This is a genomic window from Micromonospora sp. WMMD558, from assembly GCF_049315255.1.
Taxonomy (GTDB): Bacteria; Actinomycetota; Actinomycetes; order Mycobacteriales; family Micromonosporaceae; genus Micromonospora.
Map to the genome: position 1 here is coordinate 340,966 of NZ_CP186061.1, position 21,498 is coordinate 362,463.

A 21,498-nucleotide genomic window follows, 5' to 3' on the forward strand; every position below is an offset into this window, starting at 1 on the left:
CTGGATTACCCCGCGCCGGCACCCTCGGCGACAGGATGCCCGCCGCCCGGCGTCAGCGCCGAACGTCGCTTGCCACTTGCGGGCCGGAACGCCGAACCCGCTGTGCCCGGACCGGACGCCGAACTCCTCTGGCCCGAACCGGACGCCGATCGCCGCTGACAAGCCGGACCGGACGACGGACGCCGCTGACAAGCCGGACCGGACGCCGAACGCCCTGACAAGCCGGACCGGACGCCGAACTCCTCTGGCCCGAACCGGACGACGAACGCCCCTGACAAGCCGGACTGGACGACGGACCCCACCGGGAGACCTGGCAGGGCGACGAGATATCGGCTGATGTCGTGAATGGGTCAGTTCCAAAGGCGCCGGCCGGCAACAGGTCGCCGCTGCGGGTGCCCATCACCAGGCCTTCCATGGGACCGGCCCGCGTGAGACGAGGTGAGCCGCCACCGGGACGTCGCGGGGTACCGACGGCGGCAGTCCGACGGACCCGACAGGAGGCCCCGACCCGTCCTCGCGGACACCGGCGGTTCGCCGCGGGGTGGTTAGGCTTAGTGATGGCCCTCTATTACCGGGACGACGTGGTGCAGGTGACGTCCGAGTCGATCCGGGTCGGTGGACTGGCGGTGGCGATCGCCGACGTGACGTACGTCTGGCACGCCAAGGGACGGACGACGCTCGCCGTCCGGGGGCGGGTCCTGGGCCGGGGCGTCCTGGTGCTGGTGCTGTCGCTGCCACCGCTGGTGGCCGTGGTGTGCGCGCTCTCGCTCGCGTGGTCGGTGCCGGACCGGGGCTGGCTGCCGGTGCTGATCACCCTCGTCGCGTGCGTCGTGCTCGCGCTGGCGCTCACGCCCTTCCTGGAGATCCCGCTCGGATGGCTGGACCGCTCGTACGAGCGGGGGAACCGCGTGCACGAGCTGTGGGTGCAGGCGCACGGCCGCGAGATGCTGCTGCTGCGCACCCCGGACGCGCTCCGGTTCGGGCAGATCTACCGGGCCGTGCAACGCGCCGTCGAACAGCACGGGGAGCGCCGCTGACGCACACTGGGTGCCATGGCGATTCCCCTCCCCCGGCCCGCGTCGGTCGTCGGCCTCACCCGCTCCGCCCTCGACTCGGCGGCCTCGTTCGCCGCGATCCCCGCCCGCGCCTTCGCGGTGCTCGACGGGGTGGAGGCGCTGCTGACGCGGATCGACGGGGTGGTGGACCGGATCGAGACGTCCCTGGACCGCACCGACCGGGTACTCACCGACGCCGAGGCCGCGGTGGCCGAGGTGGCGGTCATCAGCGCCGCCGCGACCACCGCCATCGAGAACGCCGCCGAGGTGGCCGCCGCCGCGACGGTGGTGGTCGGCGAGGCGGAGAAGGTGGCCCGGACGGCGGGCGCCGTGGTCGGCGCGGCCGACTCGATCGCCGGCCGGGCGGCCGAGACGGTGGGCGTCGCGGCGGAGGCGGCGGCCACCGCGGCGGAGTTGCTGACCGCGTACGAGCCCGCGCTGCGCCGGGGCGCCCCGATGGCGAACCACTTCGTGGAGCAGCTCAGCCACGAGGAGGTGGCCGCCGCCATCCGCCTCGTCGACGAGCTGCCCAAGCTGCGGCAGCACCTCACCGCCGACATCCTGCCCATCCTCGCCACCCTCGACCGGGTCGGGCCGGACCTGCACGACCTGCTCGACGTCACCCGCGACCTCAAGCTGGCCGTCGCCGGCATCCCCGGCCTCAACATGCTGCGCCGCCGGGGCGAACGGCTCACCGACGAGCCGGCCGGGTGACCCGGCACCCGGCACCAGGCGGAGCGCCGGCAGGGATCAGCAGTCGCAGGTGATCGCGGCGGGCGGCGCGGTCAGCTCGTCGACCGGCCGGCGGGTGAGCCCGCCCGGCGCGACGACGGGAAGCCCTTCGCGGACCCAGTACTCGTAGCCGCCGAGCATCTCCTTGACCGCGTACCCGAGCCGGGCGAACTCCAGCGCCGCCCGCGTCGCGCCGTTGCAGCCCGGACCCCAGCAGTAGGTGACGACCCGCGATCCGGCCGGCACGATCCCGGCGGCGCGCGTCGCGATGTCGGCGGTCGGCAGGTGGACGGCACCGAGCAGGTGCCCCTGGTCCCAGGCGGCGGCACCGCGCGAGTCGACCACGACCAGGCCGGGCACCCCCGCCTCCAGGTCGGCGTGCACGTCGCTGACGTCGGTCTCGACGGCGAGGCGGGCGAGGAAGTGAGCTGCGGCGACGGCCGGCGTGGCGGCCGGTACGGCGAAGGCGTGGGTCATGCCGTCGATCGTCGGACCGGCCGGGGCGGCCGGACGAGTGGCGCGTACGCCGTTCTCCGCTAACATCCCGCCATGCCGCTCCGAGCCCCCCGCGACCGCAGTGTCGCCGTCCTCGCGTACCCCGGGATGTCGGTCTTCGAGACGGGCATCGTCACCGAGGTGTTCGGGCTGCCCCGGCCCGAGTTCGACGTCGACTGGTACGCGCTCACGGTGTGCGCGGAGCGGCCGGGGCCGGTGCCGCTGGTCGGCGGCGCCACCCTGCACACCCCGTACGGCCTGGACGAGCTGGCCGCCGCCGCGACCGTGATCGTGCCGGGGGTGGCCGACGTGACCGCCGACCCGTCGCCGGAGCTGGTCGCCGCGCTGCGCCGGGCGCACCGGTCCGGTGCCCGCATCATGTCGATCTGCTCCGGTGCGTTCGCCCTCGCCGGCGCCGGCCTGCTCGATGGGCGGCGCGCCACCACCCACTGGCGGTACGCCGACCGGCTGGCCCGCCGGCATCCCCGCGTCACGGTCGACCCGGACGTGCTCTACCTGGACGACGGCGACATCCTCACCAGTGCGGGCAGCGCCGCCGGTCTGGACCTGTGCGTCCACGTGGTCCGCCGCGACCACGGCGCGGCGGTCGCCAACGCGGTCGCCCGCCGCCTGGTGATCCCGCCGCACCGCGACGGCGGGCAGGCGCAGTTCATCGAGGCGCCGGTGGCGGCCGACCCGGACGACCACCGGATCGCCGGCAGCATGGCGTGGGCCCTGGCGCACCTCGCCGAACCGCTCACCGTGGCGCGGCTGGCCGCGCAGGCGCACATGTCGTCCCGCACGTACCTGCGGCACTTCGCGCGGGCCACCGGGACCAGCCCGATCCGGTGGCTGGTGGACCAGCGGATCCGGGCCAGCCTGGCGCTGCTGGAGACGACCGACGTCCCGGTCGAGGAGGTCGCCGGCGCGGTCGGCTTCGACGCCCCGGTCACGTACCGGCACCACTTCGCCCGGGCGATGCGGACGTCGCCGTCGGCGTACCGCCGGGCCTTCCGCACCGGGACGGCGGGCGGTACGCGGAGCCCTTCCTGACGCCTCAGGCGGCGCGGGCGGTGTACCGGTCGCCGTGCCGCTCGACCAGCAGGGGCAGGCCGAAGGTCTTGGAGAGGTTGTCCCCGGTCAGCGTGTCGCCGAGCAGCCCCTGCGCCACCACGCCGCCCTCGCGCAGCAGGAGCGCGTGCGTGAAGCCGGGCGGGACCTCCTCCACGTGGTGGGTGACCAGCACCAGCGCCGGGGCGTCCGGGTCGTACGCCAGCTCCGCGAGCCGGGCGACCAGGTCCTCGCGGCCACCCAGGTCCAGCCCGGCGGCGGGCTCGTCGAGCAGCAGCAGCTCCGGGTCGGTCATCAGCGCGCGGGCGATCTGCACCCGCTTCCGCTCACCCTCGGAGAGGGTGCCGTACGGGCGATCGGCCAGCGCGCCGACCCCGAGTTGCGAGAGCAGGGACCGTGCGCGGGCCTCGTCGCCGCTGTCATAGCTCTCCCGCCACCGGCCGACGACCGACCACGCGGCGGTGACCACCACGTCGGCGACGCGTTCGTCGGCGGGGATCCGCTCGGCGAGGGCGGCGGTGGAGAGCCCGATGCGGGTCCGCAGTTCGGTCACGTCGGTGCGGCCGATCCGCTCGCCGAGCACGTGGGCGGTGCCGGTGGTGGGGTGCAGCCGTCCGGCGGCGAGATTGAGCAGGGTGGTCTTGCCGGCGCCGTTGGGGCCGAGGACCACCCACCGCTCGTCCAACTCGACCCGCCAGTCGAGGTCGTGCAGGAGGGCCGTGCCGGAGCGGCGCACGCCGACGCCGTCGAGGCTGACCACCAGATCCGCGTCCACGGGCGAGGGGGCGGCAGCGGCGCCGGAAGCGCCGGGGATCAGGTCACCAGTCACGAGGCCCATCCAACCACGCACCGCCGCGGCGCCCCCCACGGGCGGCGTGCCGGGCCTAGGCTGAGTCGCCGTGTCATTGATCACCCCCACCGGAGGACGGCCGATGCCCGTTCGGAGCACGGAGCTGCGCGGATGAGCGCGGTCATCGAGATCGAGGGTCTGCGCAAGACGTTCCACAGCGTGCGGCGCGGGCGCCGGGTGGCGGTCGACGGGTTCGACCTGCTCGTGGAGGCCGGCCAGGTGCACGGGTTCCTGGGGCCGAACGGGTCGGGCAAGACGACCACGCTGCGCGCCCTGCTCGGGCTGGTGCGGGCCGACGACGGCCGGATGCGGGTGCTCGGCGAGCAGGCTCCGGAGCACCTGCCCCGGGTCGCCGGGCGGGTGGGCGCGATCGTGGAGAGCCCGCAGTTCTTCGGCAACTTCACCGCTCACCGGACACTCCGGCTGCTGGCCCGCGCCGGCGGCGTCCCGACGTCCCGGATCGACGAGGTGCTGGACCAGGTGGGTCTGCGCGATCGGGGCCACGAGCGGGTGAAGGGCTACTCCCTGGGCATGAAGCAGCGCCTCGCGGTGGCGTCCGCCCTGCTCAAGAGCCCGGAGCTGCTGATCCTCGACGAGCCGGCGAACGGGTTGGACCCGGCCGGCATCCGGGAGATGCGGGACCTGATGCGGACGCTGGCCGACTCGGGCGTGACCGTGCTGGTCTCCAGCCACATCCTGGCCGAGATCCAGCTGATCTGCGACCACGTGACGATCATCTCGCGGGGCCGACGGGTCGCCGCGGGACGCGTGGACGAGGTGCTGGCCGGCTTCGACCGGCACGAGGTGCTGGTCCGGGTGGACGAGCCGGACCGGGCGACGGAGCTGCTGCGCGGCGCCGGCCTCACGGTCACCGAGCACCCCGACCATCTGGTGGTGCACGGGGTGGACGACGCCGCCACCATCAGCCGAACCCTGGGTGAGCAGGGCGCCTGGGTCCGCGAACTGACACCGCTGCGGCCGGATCTCGAGAGCGTGTTCCTCGAGCTGACCGGGCCGGTCGCGCACCCCGGGGTGCCCCGGCAGGTGGACGGCTCGACGGAATCGGGCGCGGACGTCCGCGACGACGTGATCGACCTGGACCGCAAGGGAGTGGACGCGTGAACCTGGTCCGTGCCGAGCTGGGGCGCCTCGGGTCGCGGCGCTTCGTCCAGCTGATGCTCGTGCTGCTGGTGCTGGCGTTCGGCGTCACCGCCCTGACGAACGTGGCCATCTCCCACCGGCCGACCCCGGGCGAGCTGGCGGTCGCCCAGCAGAAGGCCGACAGCGAGCGGCGCGAGATGGAACTCCACCACGAGCGGTGCCTGGCCCGGCAGCGGGGCGAGCTGCCGCCCGAGGACTTCGACAGTGGCTACTTCCCCTCCGACTGCAGCATCGTGGATCCCGGCCTGCGCGAGCGGTTGCCGGTGGCCGCCGACAAGCTCGTCGGGGTCTTCACCTTCAGCCACGACACCCGCCCCCTGCTGTACTTCCTGATCGCCTTCCTCGTGCTCTTCGGATTCCTGGTCGGGGCCTCCTACATCGGGGCCGACCTGAACTCGGGCGGGGTGGTGAACCTGCTGCTGTGGCGACCCCGCCGGACAACCGTGCTCGGCGCGAAGCTCGGCACGCTGATGGCGGCGGCGCTGCTGCTGTCCCTGCTGGCCACGATCGCGTACCTCGCCACGTTCTGGATGATCGCCCTCGTCGACGGCTACGTCGGCCCGGTGGACGCGGACTTCTGGTCCGACCTGGGCGCCGTCTGGGGGCGCGGCCTGGTCGTCGTGCTGCTGGCCACCGTGATCGGCTTCGCCGTCGCCACGCTGGGCCGGCACACCTCGGCGGCGCTGGGCGCGGTCGCCGCGTACGCGGTGGTCTGGGAACTGGGCGCCCGGCTGGTGCTGGAGATCCTGGAGGTGTCCCGACCGGACCAGCTGATGCTCTCCAGCTATCTGGGTGCCTGGCTGGCCGGGCGGGCCGAGTTCTGGGACCGGAACGCCTGCACGGACTCCTTCGGCGGGTTCTGCGACGGTACCTACACGCTGACCTGGCCGTCGGGCCTCGCGGTCCTGCTGCTGCTCGCCGGCGGGCTGGCCGCGGCGGCCTTCGTGGTGTTCCGCCGCCGCGACCTCATCTGAGGCACGTCCGCTGGCCGGCGGGCTGCGGCAAGACCTTGCAGCCTGCCGACCAGGGGTGAAATATTCCTTCACATGGCGGACGGCGGTGACACCCGGTCAGCCGACCGTGGAGCCGAACACCTCGTCCCGGACGGCCTCCAGGGCGGTGTGCAGGGCGCCCCGCAGGATCGGCTCCTCGGTCAGCCCGGTCGGCACCACCATGGGGCGGACCAGCGTGATAGCGGCGACCTCGTGCTGCACCCGCTCGGCCAACGCCGTCCCGCCGGCCTGCCCGACCTCGCCGGCGAGCACCACCAGCGGCGGGTCCAGCACCACACAGGTGCTCGCCACGCCCAGGGCGAGCCGGCGGGCCAGCTCGTCGAGCATCGGGCCGCCGGCCGCGCCGTCGGCGATCGCCGCGCGCACCGCACCGGCCGCCGTGTCGTCCGCGTACCCGTGCTCGTGGGCCAGCGCGCGGACCGCGTCGCCGCCGACAAGCTGCTGGAAGGCCGGCTTCGCCCGGCGGGAGACGTCGCGCGGGATGGGCGCCCCGGGCACCGGCAGGTAGCCGATCTCACCCGCGGCGCCGCTGGTGCCGTGGTGCAGGCGGCCACCCAGCATGATCGCCAGACCCACGCCGGCGCCGACCCAGACCAGCACGAAGTCGGGGACGCCCTGCGCCGCGCCGGACTGCGCCTCGGCCATCGCGGCCAGGTTCACGTCGTTCTCGAAGACCACCGGGGTGTGCAGGTCCTCCCGGAGAGCGGCGAGCAGGCCGGCGTGCCAGCGCGGCAGGTTGAACGCGAAGGTGATGTCGCCGCTGCCCGGGTCGACCAGGCCCGGGGTGCCCAGCACGATCCGCCGTACGCTCGACAGCTGCGCCTGCGCGCTGCTCGCCACCTGGACGACGGCGTTGTGCACCACGCCCACCGGGTCGTCGGTGTCCCGCGTCGACTGCTCGACCCGGCCGATCACCGCCCCGGTGATGTCGGCGCAGGCGGCGACCACCCGGTCCGCCCCGACGTCCACGCCCACCACGTGGGCGCTGCCGGGACGGACGGCGTAGAGCTGGGCGTTCGGGCCCCGCCCGCCGGCCTGCTCGCCGACCCGGGTGACCAGCCCGCGCTCCTCCAGGCGCTCGACCAGCTGGGACGCGGTGACCTTGGAGAGCCCGGTCAGCTCTCCCAGTCGGGCCCGGGTCAGCGGGCCGCGCTCCAGCAGCAGTTCCAGTGCCGCGCGGTCGTTGAGCGCCCGCAACAGACGGGGGGTGCCGGGGAGCCGGGTCGCACTCATGCCACGTCCTCGAAATATGTAAAGTTTGCTAACTGTAAACCGACCTGCGAACGGGTAGCCGTAGCGTAACGGCCACCCGCGGCCGGAGTGTTCGCCCGACCCGGCACGCCGGGGACCACCTCCGGTACGACGTCCGTGCCACCGGGCACCGAAAGGGGAAGATCAGTGGGGCTGGATCCAGGACTCCGCCGGCTCGCGCTGGGCACGCTGCTCGCCGCCTACCCGGGCCCGGTTCCGCCGGACTGGGCCGTCGACCTGGTCGGCGAGGGGCTCGCCGGGCACACCCTGTTCGGCACCAACGTCCACGACCCGGCGCAGGTGGCGGCGAGCACCGCCACGCTGCGCGCCGCCCGGTCGGACGTGCTGATCGCGATCGACGAGGAGGGCGGGGACGTCACCCGGCTCGCCCACGCCACCGGTAGCCCGTACCCCGGCAACGCCGCGCTCGGCGCGATCGGCGACGTGGCGCTGACCCGACGCGTCCACGAGGCGATCGGCGCCGAACTCGCCACCCTCGGCATCACCGTCAACCTCGCCCCGACCGTCGACGTGAACAGCGCCGACGACAACCCGGTGATCGGCACCCGGTCGTTCGGCGCCGACCCGGTCAAGGTGGCGGCGCACGCCGCCGCCGCGGTGGCCGGCCTCCAGGCCGCCGGCGTCGCCGCCTGCGCCAAGCACTTCCCCGGCCACGGCGCGACCGTCGCCGACTCCCACTACGAACTGCCCACCGTCGACGTGCCCGTGGACGTGCTCCGCGAACGGGACCTGCCGCCGTTCGCCGCGGTCGTCGCCGCCGGGGTGCGGGCGGTGATGACCGCGCACATCCGGGTCCCGGTGCTGACCGGGGAGGGCCCAGCCACCTTCAGCCGCGCGGTCCTGGTCGACCTGCTCCGGGGCGAGTACGGCTTCACCGGCGCGATCGTCACCGACGCCCTGGAGATGAAGGGCGCCGCCGTCGCTGCGGGCGGCGTGGGCCCCGCCGCCGTCCGGGCCCTCGCCGCCGGGGCGGACCTGCTCTGCATCGGCGCCAAGGTCGACGCCGACCTGGTGGAGCACGTCGCGGCGGAGATCGTCACCGCGCTCGGCGACGGCCGGCTGGACCGGGTACGCGTCGAGGAGGCGGCCGGCCGCGCCGCTGACCTCGCCGCCTGGACCCGGGCCGCCGGCACCGTCGAGGCCGCGCCCACCGGCCTGGGGTACGCGGCCGCGCGGCGCGCCGTACGGGTGGAGGGCGTGCTGACCGGGCTGGAGAAGCCCCTCGTGGTGCAACTGCACTCGACCTCCACGATCGCCGAGGGACGGGTGCCGTGGGGCCTCGGCCCGCACCTCGCCGGGGCGGAGGAACTGCGCGTGGTGGCCGCCGAGACCGAACCGGCGACCCTGCTCGGGCTCGCCGGCGACCGGCCGATCGTCCTGGTCGGCCGACACCTGCACCGGTTGCCGGGCGCCGCCGACCTGGTCACCGCGCTGGCCGCACGGCATCCGGTGGCGGTGGTCGAGATGGGCTGGCCCGCGCAGTGGCGGCCGGCCGGCGTCCGCGCCTTCGTCACCACGTACGGGGCGAGCCACGCCAACGGGCGCGCCGCCGCCGAGGCCCTCGGCCTGGCCGGCTGAGCTGAGCGGGCCGGCCCGTTTCCGGCCGCCGGGATCCGGCCGGGGACGGGCGCGGGCGCGTCCACCCGGCCGGCGCCGTGCATCGGACCGGGCGGCTACGGGTATGCGGGTCGGATGACCGCGACCGAATCCTGGCTCCGGGCGCTCGCCGACCTCGCCCACCGGTCGCACCGGCTGCCGCCCGACGACCTGCCGGTCGCGGTGAACGCCGTTCTCCGGCCGCTGCGGGCCTCGGCGACCGTCTACCTCGTCGACGCGGAGCAGTGCGACCTGCGCCCGCTGCCCGAGCCCGGCCGCCCGACGCCGGAGCCCCTGCCGATCGACACCAGCCTCGCCGGGCGGGCCTTCACCCAGGTGGTGGTGCATGCCGGGCAGGGCCCGCCGCCTCGGCTCTGGCTGCCGATCGTGGACGGCACCGACCGGCTGGGACTGCTGGAGGTGTTTCCCCCGGCGGATGCCGACCTGGCCGACGAGGCCCTGCACGACGGTCTCCGCCTGATCGCCGGCCTGGTCGGCCACCTGGTGACGAGCAAGATCGGGTACGGCGACGGCCTGCACCGCGCGCGCCGCAGCCAGCCGATGGCTGTCTCCGCCGAACTGCTGTGGCAACTCCTTCCGCCACTCACCTTCGCCACCGCGAACACCACGATCAGCGCTCTGCTGGAACCCTGTTACGAGGTCGGCGGCGACGCCTTCGACTACGCCCTGAACGGTGCGACGGTGTCACTGGCGCTCCTCGACGGCGTGGGGCACGGCCTGCCGGCGGTGCTCACCACCTCGGTGGCGCTGTCCGCGCTGCGCTCGGCCCGGCGGGCCGGCGCCGACCTGACCGGGCTGGCCCGGGCGGTCGACGCCGCCATCGCCGGCCAGTGGACCGACGCCCGCTTCGTGACCGCCGTCCTCGCCGAGGTCGACACCGACACCGGAGCGCTCCGCTACGTCAACGCGGGCCATCCACCGCCGGTCCTGCTGCGCCGGGGGCGGGCCGTGCGGACCCTCGCCGAGGGGCGGCGCCTCCCGCTGGGCCTTCCGGACGACCGTGCGGACGTGGCGCACGTCCGCCTGGAGCCCGGCGACCGGCTGCTGCTGCACACCGACGGGGTGACCGAGGCCCGCGACGCGGCGGGTGTCCTGTTCGGCCTGCCGCGCCTCGCCGACCTCGCCGAACGGCACATCCGCTCCGGCCTGCCCGCACCGGAGACACTGCGGCGGATCAGCCACGCCGTCCGTGACCATCAGGCCGGGTGGACCGGTGACGACGCCACGCTGCTGCTCCTGCAGTGGTCCGAGCGGGCCGCGGCCGACACCGAACCCTGACCGCCGGGTCAGGTCAGGCGACGCCAGGTGGGACCGTCGGCGGGAACCGGGTCGGTCAGGCCGAGCAGCGGGCCCACCGCGGTGATCCGCAGGACGCGGGCCACCACCGGCTGCGGATCGGTCACCCGCAGGACGGCGTCCCTCTTCCGGGCGGCGGTGGCGGCCAGGACGAGCACGCGTACGCCGCTGGAGTCGAGGAAGCGCACCTCGGCCAGGTCGACCACGATCTCGCGCACGCCCGGGCGGGCCAGCGCGTCGGTGAGCGCGGCTTCGAGGGTGCCCACCGTCGAGATGTCGAGCTCCCCGGCGGGACGCAGGGTGACCCGGCCGGGGGCCTCACCGGACTCGGCACCCGGGGAACGCTCCACCAAGCCCTCACCTCCGCCCGACATCGTCCGCCCACCGACCATACCGACCGCCACCGCAACCGGCAGCACGCGCACGGCGGACCTGTCGGCAGCGTCCGTCACACAACGCATCACCGCCCCACATCAGCGCTGGACCGTTCCCGCCCAGGTCAGAGTCTGTTTCTCGACACTCCGACCCGCACGCACCACCCTTGCCGTCAGCCCGATGAATACGTAGCGTGATCGATACACACGGTTTCCGGCCCGCCCGCCGGATGCCGCACGGGGCCTGGGGGGAAGGGCGCGGACCGGGGATCCGGCCCGGGAACTCCGGTCCGCGCCCTGCCGACGGGTCAGCTCGGGTAGACGCCGAACGACCGCCAGCCCCGGTCGGCGAAGCCGGCCGCCTCGGCGACCCGGGCGGAGGCGGTGTTGCGCCGGTTGTGCAGGTACGTCGGCACGGCCCCCTCGTCGAGCACCCGGCGGGCCGCCTGGGCGACCAGCCGCCGCGCCAGGCCGCGCCCGCGCGCCGCCGGCACGGTCCCCACCGCCAGCTCGTGGCCGTACGCGTCGTGCCGCTTGATCCCCACGCCCGACAGGTACCGTCCCCGTTCGTCCCGCACCACCAGCACCGGCCGGTCGAACAGCCGCAGCCAGGGCGGCAGGCCCGGTGTGGCCGGCGAGACCCAGTCCCCGGCGTCGGGCAACGGCGCCGGGGCGAGGCTCCACCGGAACACGTCGTCGTGCACGGCCCACCCCGGATGGCCGACCGCCGCCGGCAGGCCGGACAGCAGCCGCCGCACGGAGCCCCGGGCCAGGTCGCGGACGGCGGTCACCCGGTCCGGCGCCACGGACAGCACGGTGCTCGCCGCGGCGGAGACGGCGACCGCCGGGCGGAGCCGGCCGTCCCAGGCGGGCTGCGCCCGGCGGTGGGACCCGACGACGTGCAGACCGGGGCCGGCGGGCCACTGGCCGAGCCACGTGGCCAGGTGCAGGTGGAGCAGCCGGTCGCGCATCGGCTCCTCCCTCCGGCCCCGGTGGTCACTCCGGTGATCACCGTACGCCGACCGCCCGGTGCGGGGGCGCCGTACGGACCGCCGGCCGGGACCGCCGGCCGGGCCGGGCGGCCGACCCGATCGGGCTCAGTGCCGGCCGTGGGCGACGTGCCCGTGCCCGCGGTGGCCGGTCTGACCGGCGTGGCCCGGGTGCTCGGCGTGGTGGTCGGCGCCGGCCGCGTGGTCGGCGTCGTGGTGGTGCCGGTGCGTCACCGCGACCGCGGGCCCGACCCGTAAGCGGCTCGCAAGGATCGCGCCGCCCGCGCATGGCTAGGCTGTGCGGACACGAGGGAGGTCCGGTGACGCAGCGGGTGCTGGTCGTCGATGACGACCGGACGGTCAGCGACGTGGTCTGCCGCTATCTGGAGCACGCCGGCTACGACGTGACGCACGTGGGCGACGGCGTCTCGGCGCTCGCCGCCGTGGCGACCGAGCCACCGCATCTCGTGGTGCTCGATCTGATGCTGCCGGGGGTCGACGGCCTGGAGGTCTGCCGGCGGCTGCGCGCGCGGCCGGACGGCGTACCCATCATCATGCTCACCGCGCGCGGCGACGAGGCCGACCGGATCCTCGGCCTGCAAGTGGGGGCCGACGACTACCTGGGCAAGCCCTTCTCCCCCCGCGAGTTGGTGCTGCGGGTGCGGTCCGTGCTGCGACGGACCGGCGGCGAGCCGGTCACCGCGCCGCCGGACGTGCTGCGCGACGGCGCCCTGGTGGTCGAGACCGGCCCCCGGGTGGCCCGGCTGCACGGCACCGAGCTGACCCTGACCGTACGGGAGTTCGACCTGCTGGTGCACCTGATGCGGCATCCGACGCGGGCGTTCCGCCGGGCCGAGCTGCTGGAACGGGTGTGGGGCTGGAGCTTCGGCGACCAGTCGACGGTCACCGTGCACGTCCGGCGACTGCGCGAGAAGGTCGAGGCCGACCCGGCGACCCCCCGGCGGATCGTGACCGTGTGGGGCGTCGGCTACCGCTACGAGCCCGGCGATGCGTGATCTCGCGCTGATCTTCGCGTTCGCGCTCCTGGCGGCACTCGGCGTGGGCGCGGTCGGCGCGCTCGTCCTCCGCCTGCTGCGCGGCCGGTCCGTCACCGTCCACATCGTCGCCCTGCTGGCGGTCACGGTGACCGCGGTGGTGGCCGGCGTCGCGGTGGTCGCCGAGGCGATGTTCCTCTCCGCCCACGACCGGGACGTGGTGCTGATAACCGTGGCCGCGGCGGCCGTCGTGAGCCTCGTGGTGGGCTGGCTGTTCGGGCGACGCCTGGCCGCCGCGGCGGTCTGGGCCGATCAGGCCCGGCAGCGGGAACGCCGGATCGAGCAGGGACGGCGCGATCTCGTCGCCTGGGTCTCACACGACCTGCGGACCCCCCTCGCCGGGCTGCGGGCGATGGCCGAGGCGCTGGAGGACCGGGTGGTCGACGACCCGGCGACGGTGGGCGAGTATCACCGCCGGATCCGGGTGGAGACCGACCGGATGACGCGCCTGGTGGACGACCTGTTCGAGCTCTCCCGCATCAACGCCGGCGCGCTGCGGCTGACGCTGTCGGCGGTGCCGCTGGGCGACGTGGTCTCCGATGCGCTCGCCGGCACCGCGCCGCTGGCCGCCGCCCGCCGGGTCCGCCTGGAGGCCCCCGACTCGGGCTGGCCCACGGTGCTGGCCAGCGAGCCGGAACTGGCCCGGGTGGTGGGCAACCTGTTGCTCAACGCGGTCCGCTACACGCCGTCGGACGGCACGGTCCGGGTGGACGCCGGGTGCGACACGGACAGCGCCTGGCTCGCCGTGGCGGACACCTGCGGCGGCATTCCGGACGAGGACCTGCCCCGGGTCTTCGACGTCGCCTTCCGGGGCGAGCCGGCGCGCACCCCGCGCCCGGGCGACGGCGCACCCGCCAGTTCCGGCGGTCTGGGGCTGGCGATCGTGCGCGGATTGGTTGAGGCCCACGGCGGGCGGGTACAAGTCCGGAACATCACGGACGGATGTCGATTCGAGATCCGGTTGCCGCTCGCCGGAACCGAGGGTATCGATCGACCGTCATATCTATTTCCATAGACGGACAACATTCTTTGGGACGGTAGGGTCATGCCGAATCAGCCGAATGACCGTTACCAACACGACCCCGAGCTGCTCTGGCCGGACAGCGGGGTCGCGGAACGGTTCCCGGCCCAGCCGCCGTACCGGGGCAACCGCGCGGCCACGCTCACCTGGGGTGAGCTGAACCGCCTGCCCGCCGGCACCTCCACCCGCAACCTCAACACCCGCTGACCCCACCGCGGCGAGCCAGCGCGGGCTTTCGCACACCTGTCGGGTAACGTCTTCTGGTCCTTCGACCGGCCTACGACAGGAGAAGCTCCGCGCATGGGCAAGAAGACGATCCACGTCTCCGACTTCAGCGGCACGGTGCTCCAGCCCGACGACGAGGTCGTCCGCGTCGTCGTCCTGGACCACCCTGACCTGGTGGCCGGGCCCGTGCAGTTGGACGCCACCCCGGTCGAGGTGGAGAGCATCGACGACGCCGCCCTGGACGTCGCGGTCGTCGAGATCCACGACCGGCACGGCGGCGGCGAGCCGCGCCGGGTGGTGCTGACCGCCAGCGAGTTCGACGCGATGGCCACCGACGTGCCGATGGCGCAGCTGCTGAAGACGGCCGAGCGGGTCCGCCCGCCGAAGACGCGCCGGGCCGCCGAAAAGGTCGACCACGGCACCATCGAGCACGCGGGCAGGCCGCACCGGGGCCGGGTCACCGAGGAGGAGGCCCGACTGGTGCGCGAGCGGCTCGACGAGGTCAACAAGCGCCTCGCCGACGCCGGTCTGCGCCAGATCGACCCGGCCGACCCGGAGCACGCCGCACGGTACGGCTTCCCCGCCTGAGCATCCCTCACTCGCCGGTCGGCGCCTGCTTCGTCAACGCGGCGAGCGCGGCCGTGAGGTGGGCCTCGGCGGCGGCCTTGTCGACACCGAGCCCGGACAGCACACCACTGCCGTCCTCCTGCTCCAGCACCGCGAGCAGGATGTGCTCGGTCCCGATGTAGTTGTGCCCGAGCCGCAGCGCCTCGCGGAACGTCAGCTCCAGCACCTTCTTGCTCTGCGCGTCGAACGGGAGCAGCGGGGACAGCTCACCGCCGGGCGTCGGCGGGAGTGCGGCCGTCGCGGCCTCGCGCACCCGCTCCAGGGGTACGCCCTGCGCGACGATCGCCTGCGCCGCGAGTGCCTCCGGCTCGGCCAGCAGCCCCAGCACGATGTGCTCGGGGCGGATCTCGGTGTGTCCGGTGCCCCGGGCCTCGTTCTGCGAGGCCATGACGACGTTGCGGGCCCGGACGGTGAACCGGTTGAAGCCCTGCTGCGGGTCCAGCGGCGCATCGGTCGACTTCGGCACGAACCGCTTCTGCGCGGCCTGCTTGCTCACTCCCATGCTCCGGCCGATCTCCGTCCAGGAGGCGCCGGAGCGGCGGGCCTGGTCGACGAAGTGCCCGATCAGGTGGTCGGCGAGCTCGCCGAGGTGGTCGGCCGCGGCGACCGCACTGGCGAGCTGTTCAAGTGCGTCCGGGTGGACCTTCTTGATGGCCCCGATCAGGTCGTCGAGGCGTACGGGACTGGTCATCTGCACGGGCTCGGTCATGCGTCAACCATAGGTTGACGCCGGGGTGTCGTCAACCACGGGTTGACGACACCCCGGCCGAGATCAGGTGCAGCGCCAGACCACCGCCCGGATCGTCCCGGAAGCGTCGTCGGCCTGGCCGCCGATCGTGCGACCGTCGTCGCTGACCGTCTCCGCGATGTTGGTCAGCGCGCCCGGCTCGTGCTTCGCCAGGTCGGGCAGCGTCACCGGTCCCGCGTCGGAGAGGAACAGGCCCCGCCCCTGTCGGTCGGTCCCGACCTGCCAGCCGTGCACGTTCGCCGTGCTGGCCCGGGTGGCGAACGCGGGGAACAGCCGCGCCTCACCGGTGCGGACGTTCCACCGCACCGCCGACGCCGCGCCGGCGCCCCCACCGGTGAGCGCACCGGTCGCCCATCCGTTGCGGACCGTGAAGGCCCGGGCGCCGGTCGCCCCGTCGACCTTCGGCAGCGGCAGTTCCCGGTGCGACCCGTCGGGGAACCACACGTACGGCCGCTCGGCCCGACGACCGTCGGTGACGACCGTGCCGACCACCGTGCCGTCCTCGTCGACGTCGTGCGCCTCGCCGCCGGACGCCCCTGCGGGCAGCGGCAGCTCGGTCGCCTCGCTCGCCGGGGACGCCCACACCAGCGGGCGGAGGGACTCGCCCACCCCGACGATCTTCCCGGCCTCGTTGACGGCGCGGGGCGAGCCGAAGGTCACCCCACGCAGCCGGGTCAGCCTGCCGTCCGAGTACGCGTACGGAACCGGCCCGGACCCCGCGTCGCCGGGCGCCAGCCGCTGGTGGGCCGCCCCCACCGCGAGCCCGCCCGTCGTGACGTCCTGCAGCGTCTGGTCGGCCCCCCGCATGGGCACCTTGGTCGCCCTGCCCGCCGTCCACACGAGGACCTGGTACTCGCCGTTCCGCGGGTACGAGCGGCCGAGCAGGATCCGCCCGGTCGGGTCGGCCCCGGTCACCAGGGCCATCGTCACCCCGTCCGGCACGGGGAGCGCCGAGATCGCGCAGCGGGTCGGCGGCGGGGGCGCCGCGGCGACCGACGGAGCCGTGCCGGGCCGGCTCGACGGGCTCGCCGTCGGCTCGGCGCCGGCCGACGCACGCGGTCCCGCGGCGGGCCCGCTCGCCGACCTGCCGGGCTGGTCGGTCCGCAGCGCGGGCACCGCCAGCGTGCCGCCGGCCACCACGGCGAGGCACATCCCGCCCGCACCGGCGTACGTGAAGGCGCGCCGCAACCGGCGCCGCCGCCGGCCGTCGGTCATCGCCCGCCGCACGTCCACCGTGGTCCTGCTGGTCGGCTCGCGGTCCAACCGCAGCAGCCCCAGGTCGTCGTCGCGCTCGGTCATCCCGCGTACCTCTCTCTCGTCGCCGCGACAGGCGCCCGCTCACCGAGCAGGCGGCGCAGGGCGGCCAGACCGTGCGAGGTCTGGCTCTTCACCGTTCCGGGCGAGCAGTCCAGGATCTCCGCCACCTCGTTCACCGGCAGGTCGCAGATGAACCGCAGCACCAGCACGGCCTGCTGCCGGCGCGGCACGCGGGCCAGCGCGGAGCGGAGGACCTCCCGGTCCTCGGCGCCGGCGTTCTGCACCGGCGGCGGCTCGGGCGGCGCCGCGAACAGCCGTACCCGGGACCACGCCCGCCGCCGCTCGTCGATGAAGGCACGCACGAGCATCGCGCGCACGTACCGGTCGAGGTCGTCGGCGGCGCGGGCGCGCGCCCACTTCACGTACAGCGTGGTGATGGTCTGCTGGACCAGGTCGTCGGCCCGGTGTTCGTCCCCGGTGAGGAGACAACCGAGCCGTCGCAGCGCGGGTATCCGCGCCGTGACGTACTCGACGTACTCGTCGTCGCCGTCTGCCATTCGCCGCTCCTCCAACCGGTGACGTCCCACCCTCAGACGGGCCCGGTGGTCCGTCCGGTTGTATCCGCTCTGGGGAAACCTGTGGCACCACCCCGACTTGCGTTCGACGGGCGAGGTGACGTAGGAGCTACGCATGTCGAACGGCATGCGGCTTCACGTGGGATGCGCGATGTGGACGCACAGGTCGTGGCAGGGGCGTCTGCTGGCGCATCCGCTGCCGTCCCACGAACGGCTGCGGCACTACGCCGCCTGGTGCACCGCGGTCGAGGGCAACACCACGTTCTACGCGACACCGGCCCGCGACACGGTCGCGTCGTGGGCACAGCAGACCGACCCCGACTTCCGGTTCGTACTCAAACTGCCGAAGGTCGTCACGCACGAACGCCGTCTCGGTGACGTCGACGAGCCGCTCCGGATCTTCCTGGACGCGATCGAGCCGCTCGGGCCGCGGGCCCACGCCCTCTGGATCCAGTTGCCGGGGTCCTTCGCGCCCGCCGACGTCCCCGTGCTCGCCCGTTTCCTGCGCCGGCTCCCCGCGTCCCACCGGTACGCCGTCGAGGTCCGCCACCCGGCGTTCTTCGCCGACGCACACGCCACGCGGCTCCTCGAGGAGGCTCTCGCCCCCGTCGCCGCCGAGTGGATCCCGTTCGACACCACCGCCTTCTTCGACAGCCCGCCGACCAGCGACGCGGAGCGGGACGCCTGGACGAAGAAACCCCGCGTGCCGCGCCGGTCGGTCGCGCTCACCGACCGGCCGATCGTCCGGTACCTCGGCCGCGACGACGTCGCGCGGACGATCGAGGGCTGGCAGCACTGGGTGGACGTCGTCGCCGGGTTGCTGCGCGAGGGGCGCTCGCCGACGGTGTTCGTCCACACCCCGGACAACGCCGACGCGCCCGTGCTGGCGCGCCGCTTCCACGACGAGGTACGCGCCCGTGTACCGGAACTCGAACCGCTGCCGGAGCCGATCCCGGTCGAACCCCTGACCCTCTTCTGACCCGGTCGGCGCTCAGAAGCCGCCGGTGGCCTCCAGTCCGAGCCACCCGGCAAGGTCCGCGATCTCGGCGCGGACGGCGGCGGTCACCGCCTCGGTGAAGGGGACGTCCTGGTGGATCGCGTTGACGACGAGGGTGCCGGCCCTGCGGTCCGCGGTCGCGTCGAGTTTCCCGACGAGCCGGTCCTCGTGAAGGATCGGGAGCGCGAAGTAGCCCCACCGCCGCTTCTCCCTGGGCTTGTACATCTCGAGGACGTACTCGAAGTCGAAGAGCTGCTCCGCGCGGACACGGTCGTGCACGAGCCGGTCGAACGGCGACAGCAGCGCCGTACGCCCGGTGAACGGCAGGTCCAGGTACGCCGGGTGGACCCGCCACGTCCCCGGCGTACCGTCGACGACGGCCTCCTCACCGGCGTCGCCGACGTACGGCGACTCGCCCGGCATCTGCGGCCCGCCCGACCGGGCGATGCCGAGCGCCGCGAGCCGGCGTTCGTCGCGGTGCCGGGCGGCGGCCGCCCGGTCCAACGTCGGCAGGTCCGCGGGGAACACGCGCTGGGGAAGGTCCCAGTAGCGCTGCCGCCCCTTGCGACCGGAGATCGCGACCTGCCCGCGGAGGGCGAGGCACTCGAGCATCTTCGTGACGTTCCGGTTGTTGGTCCAACCCGAGGACGGCCAGGGCTCGACGCTGGTGTCGGGAATGTCGCGGGACAGCAGCGGGCCGTTCTTCTCCAGCAGCGCGACGATGTCGCGCCGGAACGGCTCGTTCTTCTTTAGCCATGCCACCGTGGACGGATGTGCCCCGTCCCGCACCTCGGCGATCACGGCGGGAAGGTCGCGCGGCACCCGGACGTAGGCGACGGTCTCGACGAGGGTGCGGTCGCGCTCGATGGCCCTGGTCAGGTCGGCCGGGTCGTAGGTCGACCCGAGCCGGCTCCACAGGACGAGGTCGGCGCTGGGAGCGATGGCCGCGGTGGGGTCGATCTGCAGGACGGTCAGGCGGTCGACGACGCCGACGAGGTCGGTCGGGCGCGGGGCGTCGAGCAGTTGGGCGTGGATCGCGATCCGGCGGGCTTCGTCCCGGTCCAGACGATGGGCGGCCATGCGACGACCCTAGTGGCGCCGCAGTTTGACGGGGAACGCCCGCCCGTCCCATCCGACCCGAAAGACGACTTTCTCTCCGATTCAACCTGGCTCGGATTCGCCGACTTTACGCTCGCAGGAGCAGCGCTGTCGGAGCGGCAGCGCCATCGAACCGTTCCACGCTTGCGGAGGGGACATGGCACCGAATCGAGCACTTCGGGCACTCGTTTCGGCGGCTGTCGGCGGCTTGGTCGCCATCGCCGCGACCGCACCAGCCATGGCCCTCGCCCATCCCGGCACGGCTGCGGCTGCGGCTGCGGCTGAAGACGCCACGTCCGCCGCGCCGGAAGAGCCACGTCCCCCGCGACTCCCGGCGGACTTCCAGGGCGCGGGGCGGTACATCGTCCGCGACCTCGGCATCGACGTCCCCTTCACCTGGGAGGGGAGAAACGGCGACAGTCAGATGATCGCCGGGGGCCCACAGCACCCGATCTGGTTCACCAACCTGATCTACCGCGACACGCTCTACACGCTCACCTACAAGTGGCCGAACATCCCGCTGGAGCCGCCGCAGCCCTGCCACCGGGTGGGATTCTTCAACCGCCACATGTTCAACGACCTGCTGAAGACCGCCCGATTCGTCGGACCGGAGATCCTGCAGGGGCACCACGACCGGCACGTCCATCACTGGCGGGTCGGTGTCGTCGCGGGCTCCACCCAGCCGGGCGCGTTTCCCCGGATCCCGCTCGCGCTCGGTGACGTCTACGTCGACCAGCGGGACCCGAGCCGGTGGCGGCAGGTGCTGCACTTCGGCATCCAGAACCTCTACGATCCCGCGCTGGACGAGTGGTTCACGATGGACACGTTCCGGCACCTGCCAGGGCAGGTCACGCTTCCCGACCGGTGCCCGCCGCCAACGCTGTGAGCCCACACCAGCCTGTGCGGAGGTGGACGAATACGACTCTGCGTCCAGCGAGCACGATGCCTCTCCAGACTCATTCCCTGCGTACGGTGAGGTGAAGGGCGGCGACGGCCAGCTGGGTGAGGTCAGGCAGTTGGTCCTGGCCGAGGGTGACGCCGCGCAGGTTGTCGAGGGACGTCTTGAGACCGTGGAGCCGGCTGCCTCTCAGGTCGGTGCCGTCGAGGTGGCAGGAGTCCAGTTCCAGGCCAGCGAGGTCACACGACCGCAGTGCGATGCGCGGTAGTCGGCAGGATGACCACGCGCCGTTGGTGAGAGTGCAGTCGGTGAACGCGACCGAGCCGGCGGCGGTGACGCGGTGGAAGGTGGCGTAGTCGAAGCGGCAGCCGTCGAACAGGACGTCCTTGAGGCGTACGTCGGTGAGTCTGGTGCGAGTGAACCGGGAGCCGGTGATGGCGCACCGTTCGATGGTGATGCCGGTCAGGGTCGCGCCGGAGAAGTCGGTGCGGGTGAACTCGCAGCCGAAGAGGCTGCCCGCCTCCCAGGTGCTCTCGCTCAGGTCCACGCCGGTGATAAGGCTGCTACGGATGCTGACGTCCTCAAGGCGCGAGCCGTGCCACGCTGCGCCCTCGACGAGGGCCTCGGTGAGGCCGCCGGCGAGGTCCGTGGTGGTGTCGAGGTCGTCCGGTTCGAGGTCCGGCAACAGGACCTTCACGTCGCCGATCGTGGTGGTACGCATGTGTCCTCAACCTGTGTGGGCGCGGGGTGGGCACGCCAACCCGCTCGTCCCCGTGGTGGTTGCTACTTCTTCTTGTTCCAGTTGTCCCAGCCGGGTCGGCTGTCGAACTTACCCTTGTTATCCCAGGTGGGGCGGTTGTCGAACTTCGCCGCGTCGATCGACGCTACCGACCGCTGCGGGTTGACGCCGAGGCGGGCGAGTTGCTCGGGTGCGGCGTTGACGAGGACCGCGAGAGCGTTGGTCATGGTGCTCCTCCTTGAGGGGTGAGGGGGAGAGACCCGAGACCAGGCAGGGTCTATCGCAGGACAAGTCTCCAGCGCTGACAGAGGGGCTGACCTGCTGTGTGAGAGG

At 73.8% G+C, this 21,498-nt stretch carries 24 protein-coding genes and 1 pseudogene; 14 read left to right on the plus strand and 11 right to left on the minus strand.

Translation table 11 applies throughout. The features are described 5' to 3' along the window. Nucleotides 1–557: 557 nt before the first annotated feature. Nucleotides 558–1,037, plus strand: coding sequence for a DUF6232 family protein (locus ACN26Y_RS01570; RefSeq protein WP_155333729.1), 480 nt, complete (start codon nt 558–560; stop codon nt 1,035–1,037). Between the two features lie 15 nt (nt 1,038–1,052). Continuing rightward, complete coding sequence (locus tag ACN26Y_RS01575; RefSeq protein ID WP_155333730.1) at nt 1,053–1,769, plus strand: hypothetical protein; 717 nt, start codon at nt 1,053–1,055, stop codon at nt 1,767–1,769. A gap of 36 nt (nt 1,770–1,805) precedes the next feature. Here ACN26Y_RS01575 and ACN26Y_RS01580 read toward each other — a convergent pair whose 3' ends face one another. Continuing rightward, a complete protein-coding gene (locus tag ACN26Y_RS01580; RefSeq protein WP_155333731.1) occupies nt 1,806–2,264 on the minus strand; it encodes a rhodanese-like domain-containing protein in 459 nt (152 codons plus the stop codon). A 72-nt stretch (nt 2,265–2,336) separates the two neighbouring features. Here ACN26Y_RS01580 and ftrA point away from each other — a divergent pair, with 72 nt between their 5' ends. Continuing rightward, on the plus strand, nt 2,337–3,335 hold the full coding sequence (gene ftrA, locus ACN26Y_RS01585; RefSeq protein ID WP_155333732.1) for a transcriptional regulator FtrA: 999 nt from the start codon (nt 2,337–2,339) through the stop codon (nt 3,333–3,335). A gap of 4 nt (nt 3,336–3,339) precedes the next feature. On the opposite strand, the pseudogene ACN26Y_RS01590 reads toward ftrA, so the two are convergent. Continuing rightward, nucleotides 3,340–4,191 (minus strand): annotated as a pseudogene (locus ACN26Y_RS01590) (ABC transporter ATP-binding protein); the annotation flags it as partial. A 123-nt stretch (nt 4,192–4,314) separates the two neighbouring features. Between ACN26Y_RS01590 and ACN26Y_RS01595 the strand changes: the two are divergent. After that, on the plus strand, nt 4,315–5,325 hold the full coding sequence (locus ACN26Y_RS01595) for an ABC transporter ATP-binding protein (protein WP_155333734.1): 1,011 nt from the start codon (nt 4,315–4,317) through the stop codon (nt 5,323–5,325). After that, a complete protein-coding gene (locus ACN26Y_RS01600) occupies nt 5,322–6,338 on the plus strand; it encodes an ABC transporter permease subunit (protein ID WP_155333735.1) in 1,017 nt (338 codons plus the stop codon). Before ACN26Y_RS01595 ends, ACN26Y_RS01600 begins: the two co-directional genes overlap by 4 nt. 96 nt (nt 6,339–6,434) lie before the next feature. Here the strand turns inward: ACN26Y_RS01600 and ACN26Y_RS01605 are convergent, their stop codons facing one another. Further along, nucleotides 6,435–7,610, minus strand: a complete 1,176-nt coding sequence (locus ACN26Y_RS01605; protein ID WP_155333736.1) for an ROK family transcriptional regulator — start codon at nt 7,608–7,610, stop codon at nt 6,435–6,437. 165 nt (nt 7,611–7,775) lie between these two features. Here ACN26Y_RS01605 and ACN26Y_RS01610 point away from each other — a divergent pair, with 165 nt between their 5' ends. Beyond that, a complete protein-coding gene (locus ACN26Y_RS01610) occupies nt 7,776–9,227 on the plus strand; it encodes a glycoside hydrolase family 3 N-terminal domain-containing protein (RefSeq protein WP_422734111.1) in 1,452 nt (483 codons plus the stop codon). Nucleotides 9,228–9,341: 114 nt separating this feature from the next. After that, the gene (locus tag ACN26Y_RS01615) at nt 9,342–10,544 is read left to right on the plus strand and encodes a PP2C family protein-serine/threonine phosphatase (RefSeq protein ID WP_155333738.1); all 1,203 of its coding nucleotides are present in this window, start codon (nt 9,342–9,344) and stop codon (nt 10,542–10,544) included. 8 nt (nt 10,545–10,552) lie between these two features. Here ACN26Y_RS01615 and ACN26Y_RS01620 read toward each other — a convergent pair whose 3' ends face one another. Together ACN26Y_RS01620 and ACN26Y_RS01625 are read right to left on the minus strand one after the other, a co-directional pair. Continuing rightward, complete coding sequence (locus ACN26Y_RS01620; RefSeq protein WP_422734113.1) at nt 10,553–10,912, minus strand: STAS domain-containing protein; 360 nt, start codon at nt 10,910–10,912, stop codon at nt 10,553–10,555. Between the two features lie 332 nt (nt 10,913–11,244). Further along, entirely contained in the window at nt 11,245–11,907 is a 663-nt protein-coding gene (locus ACN26Y_RS01625) for a GNAT family N-acetyltransferase (RefSeq protein ID WP_155333740.1), read from the minus strand. A gap of 138 nt (nt 11,908–12,045) precedes the next feature. Here ACN26Y_RS01625 and ACN26Y_RS01630 point away from each other — a divergent pair, with 138 nt between their 5' ends. The 5 genes from ACN26Y_RS01630 to ACN26Y_RS01650 all read left to right on the plus strand — a co-directional run bounded on the left by ACN26Y_RS01630 (nt 12,046) and on the right by ACN26Y_RS01650 (nt 14,814). Next, the gene (locus ACN26Y_RS01630; RefSeq protein ID WP_155333741.1) at nt 12,046–12,183 is read left to right on the plus strand and encodes a hypothetical protein; all 138 of its coding nucleotides are present in this window, start codon (nt 12,046–12,048) and stop codon (nt 12,181–12,183) included. Between the two features lie 62 nt (nt 12,184–12,245). Beyond that, on the plus strand, nt 12,246–12,941 hold the full coding sequence (locus ACN26Y_RS01635; RefSeq protein WP_155333742.1) for a response regulator transcription factor: 696 nt from the start codon (nt 12,246–12,248) through the stop codon (nt 12,939–12,941). Further along, on the plus strand, nt 12,934–13,995 hold the full coding sequence (locus tag ACN26Y_RS01640) for a sensor histidine kinase (protein ID WP_155333743.1): 1,062 nt from the start codon (nt 12,934–12,936) through the stop codon (nt 13,993–13,995). The genes ACN26Y_RS01635 and ACN26Y_RS01640 overlap by 8 nt, the downstream gene beginning before the upstream one ends. A 30-nt stretch (nt 13,996–14,025) precedes the next feature. Beyond that, entirely contained in the window at nt 14,026–14,208 is a 183-nt protein-coding gene (locus tag ACN26Y_RS01645) for a hypothetical protein (protein ID WP_155333744.1), read from the plus strand. A gap of 93 nt (nt 14,209–14,301) precedes the next feature. Continuing rightward, entirely contained in the window at nt 14,302–14,814 is a 513-nt protein-coding gene (locus ACN26Y_RS01650) for a hypothetical protein (protein ID WP_155333745.1), read from the plus strand. A gap of 7 nt (nt 14,815–14,821) precedes the next feature. Here the strand turns inward: ACN26Y_RS01650 and ACN26Y_RS01655 are convergent, their stop codons facing one another. The 3 genes from ACN26Y_RS01655 to ACN26Y_RS01665 form a co-directional block, all read right to left on the minus strand. Then, nucleotides 14,822–15,562 carry a Clp protease N-terminal domain-containing protein gene (locus ACN26Y_RS01655; protein ID WP_155333746.1) on the minus strand — a complete coding sequence of 247 codons (741 nt, stop codon included), beginning with the start codon at nt 15,560–15,562 and terminating at the stop codon, nt 14,822–14,824. Between the two features lie 63 nt (nt 15,563–15,625). Then, nucleotides 15,626–16,900 carry a hypothetical protein gene (locus tag ACN26Y_RS01660; RefSeq protein ID WP_155333747.1) on the minus strand — a complete coding sequence of 425 codons (1,275 nt, stop codon included), beginning with the start codon at nt 16,898–16,900 and terminating at the stop codon, nt 15,626–15,628. Continuing rightward, nucleotides 16,897–17,415, minus strand: coding sequence for a SigE family RNA polymerase sigma factor (locus ACN26Y_RS01665; protein WP_155333748.1), 519 nt, complete (start codon nt 17,413–17,415; stop codon nt 16,897–16,899). The genes ACN26Y_RS01660 and ACN26Y_RS01665 overlap by 4 nt, the downstream gene beginning before the upstream one ends. A gap of 169 nt (nt 17,416–17,584) precedes the next feature. On the opposite strand from ACN26Y_RS01665, the gene ACN26Y_RS01670 reads away from it, so the two are divergent. After that, nucleotides 17,585–18,412 carry a DUF72 domain-containing protein gene (locus ACN26Y_RS01670; RefSeq protein ID WP_230688846.1) on the plus strand — a complete coding sequence of 276 codons (828 nt, stop codon included), beginning with the start codon at nt 17,585–17,587 and terminating at the stop codon, nt 18,410–18,412. Between the two features lie 12 nt (nt 18,413–18,424). On the opposite strand, the gene ACN26Y_RS01675 is transcribed toward ACN26Y_RS01670, so the two are convergent. After that, nucleotides 18,425–19,510, minus strand: a complete 1,086-nt coding sequence (locus tag ACN26Y_RS01675; RefSeq protein WP_155333749.1) for a DNA glycosylase AlkZ-like family protein — start codon at nt 19,508–19,510, stop codon at nt 18,425–18,427. A gap of 175 nt (nt 19,511–19,685) precedes the next feature. Between ACN26Y_RS01675 and ACN26Y_RS01680 the strand changes: the two genes are divergently transcribed. Beyond that, the gene (locus ACN26Y_RS01680) at nt 19,686–20,414 is read left to right on the plus strand and encodes a hypothetical protein (RefSeq protein WP_155333750.1); all 729 of its coding nucleotides are present in this window, start codon (nt 19,686–19,688) and stop codon (nt 20,412–20,414) included. A 70-nt stretch (nt 20,415–20,484) separates the two neighbouring features. On the opposite strand, the gene ACN26Y_RS01685 is transcribed toward ACN26Y_RS01680, so the two are convergent. Continuing rightward, a complete protein-coding gene (locus ACN26Y_RS01685; protein ID WP_422734114.1) occupies nt 20,485–21,147 on the minus strand; it encodes a pentapeptide repeat-containing protein in 663 nt (220 codons plus the stop codon). 62 nt (nt 21,148–21,209) lie between these two features. Further along, complete coding sequence (gene amcA / locus ACN26Y_RS01690) at nt 21,210–21,392, minus strand: multiple cyclophane-containing RiPP AmcA (RefSeq protein ID WP_422734115.1); 183 nt, start codon at nt 21,390–21,392, stop codon at nt 21,210–21,212. Nucleotides 21,393–21,498: the final 106 nt, after the last annotated feature.

What these genes read in the sequence shown, in the direction of transcription:
- ACN26Y_RS01685 (WP_422734114.1), bottom strand. Translation starts at nt 21,147, where the DNA reads ATGCGTACCACCACGATCGGCGACGTGAAGGTCCTGTTGCCGGACCTC.
- ftrA (WP_155333732.1), top strand. Translation starts at nt 2,337, where the DNA reads ATGCCGCTCCGAGCCCCCCGCGACCGCAGTGTCGCCGTCCTCGCGTAC.
- ACN26Y_RS01605 (WP_155333736.1), bottom strand. Translation starts at nt 7,610, where the DNA reads ATGAGTGCGACCCGGCTCCCCGGCACCCCCCGTCTGTTGCGGGCGCTC.
- ACN26Y_RS01615 (WP_155333738.1), top strand. Translation starts at nt 9,342, where the DNA reads ATGACCGCGACCGAATCCTGGCTCCGGGCGCTCGCCGACCTCGCCCAC.
- ACN26Y_RS01675 (WP_155333749.1), bottom strand. Translation starts at nt 19,510, where the DNA reads ATGGCCGCCCATCGTCTGGACCGGGACGAAGCCCGCCGGATCGCGATC.
- ACN26Y_RS01660 (WP_155333747.1), bottom strand. Translation starts at nt 16,900, where the DNA reads ATGACCGAGCGCGACGACGACCTGGGGCTGCTGCGGTTGGACCGCGAG.
- ACN26Y_RS01680 (WP_155333750.1), top strand. Translation starts at nt 19,686, where the DNA reads ATGGCACCGAATCGAGCACTTCGGGCACTCGTTTCGGCGGCTGTCGGC.
- ACN26Y_RS01650 (WP_155333745.1), top strand. Translation starts at nt 14,302, where the DNA reads ATGGGCAAGAAGACGATCCACGTCTCCGACTTCAGCGGCACGGTGCTC.
- amcA (WP_422734115.1), bottom strand. Translation starts at nt 21,392, where the DNA reads ATGACCAACGCTCTCGCGGTCCTCGTCAACGCCGCACCCGAGCAACTC.
- ACN26Y_RS01665 (WP_155333748.1), bottom strand. Translation starts at nt 17,415, where the DNA reads ATGGCAGACGGCGACGACGAGTACGTCGAGTACGTCACGGCGCGGATA.
- ACN26Y_RS01670 (WP_230688846.1), top strand. Translation starts at nt 17,585, where the DNA reads ATGTGGACGCACAGGTCGTGGCAGGGGCGTCTGCTGGCGCATCCGCTG.
- ACN26Y_RS01640 (WP_155333743.1), top strand. Translation starts at nt 12,934, where the DNA reads ATGCGTGATCTCGCGCTGATCTTCGCGTTCGCGCTCCTGGCGGCACTC.
- ACN26Y_RS01575 (WP_155333730.1), top strand. Translation starts at nt 1,053, where the DNA reads ATGGCGATTCCCCTCCCCCGGCCCGCGTCGGTCGTCGGCCTCACCCGC.
- ACN26Y_RS01655 (WP_155333746.1), bottom strand. Translation starts at nt 15,562, where the DNA reads ATGACCGAGCCCGTGCAGATGACCAGTCCCGTACGCCTCGACGACCTG.
- ACN26Y_RS01645 (WP_155333744.1), top strand. Translation starts at nt 14,026, where the DNA reads ATGCCGAATCAGCCGAATGACCGTTACCAACACGACCCCGAGCTGCTC.
- ACN26Y_RS01580 (WP_155333731.1), bottom strand. Translation starts at nt 2,264, where the DNA reads ATGACCCACGCCTTCGCCGTACCGGCCGCCACGCCGGCCGTCGCCGCA.
- ACN26Y_RS01570 (WP_155333729.1), top strand. Translation starts at nt 558, where the DNA reads ATGGCCCTCTATTACCGGGACGACGTGGTGCAGGTGACGTCCGAGTCG.
- ACN26Y_RS01625 (WP_155333740.1), bottom strand. Translation starts at nt 11,907, where the DNA reads ATGCGCGACCGGCTGCTCCACCTGCACCTGGCCACGTGGCTCGGCCAG.
- ACN26Y_RS01595 (WP_155333734.1), top strand. Translation starts at nt 4,315, where the DNA reads ATGAGCGCGGTCATCGAGATCGAGGGTCTGCGCAAGACGTTCCACAGC.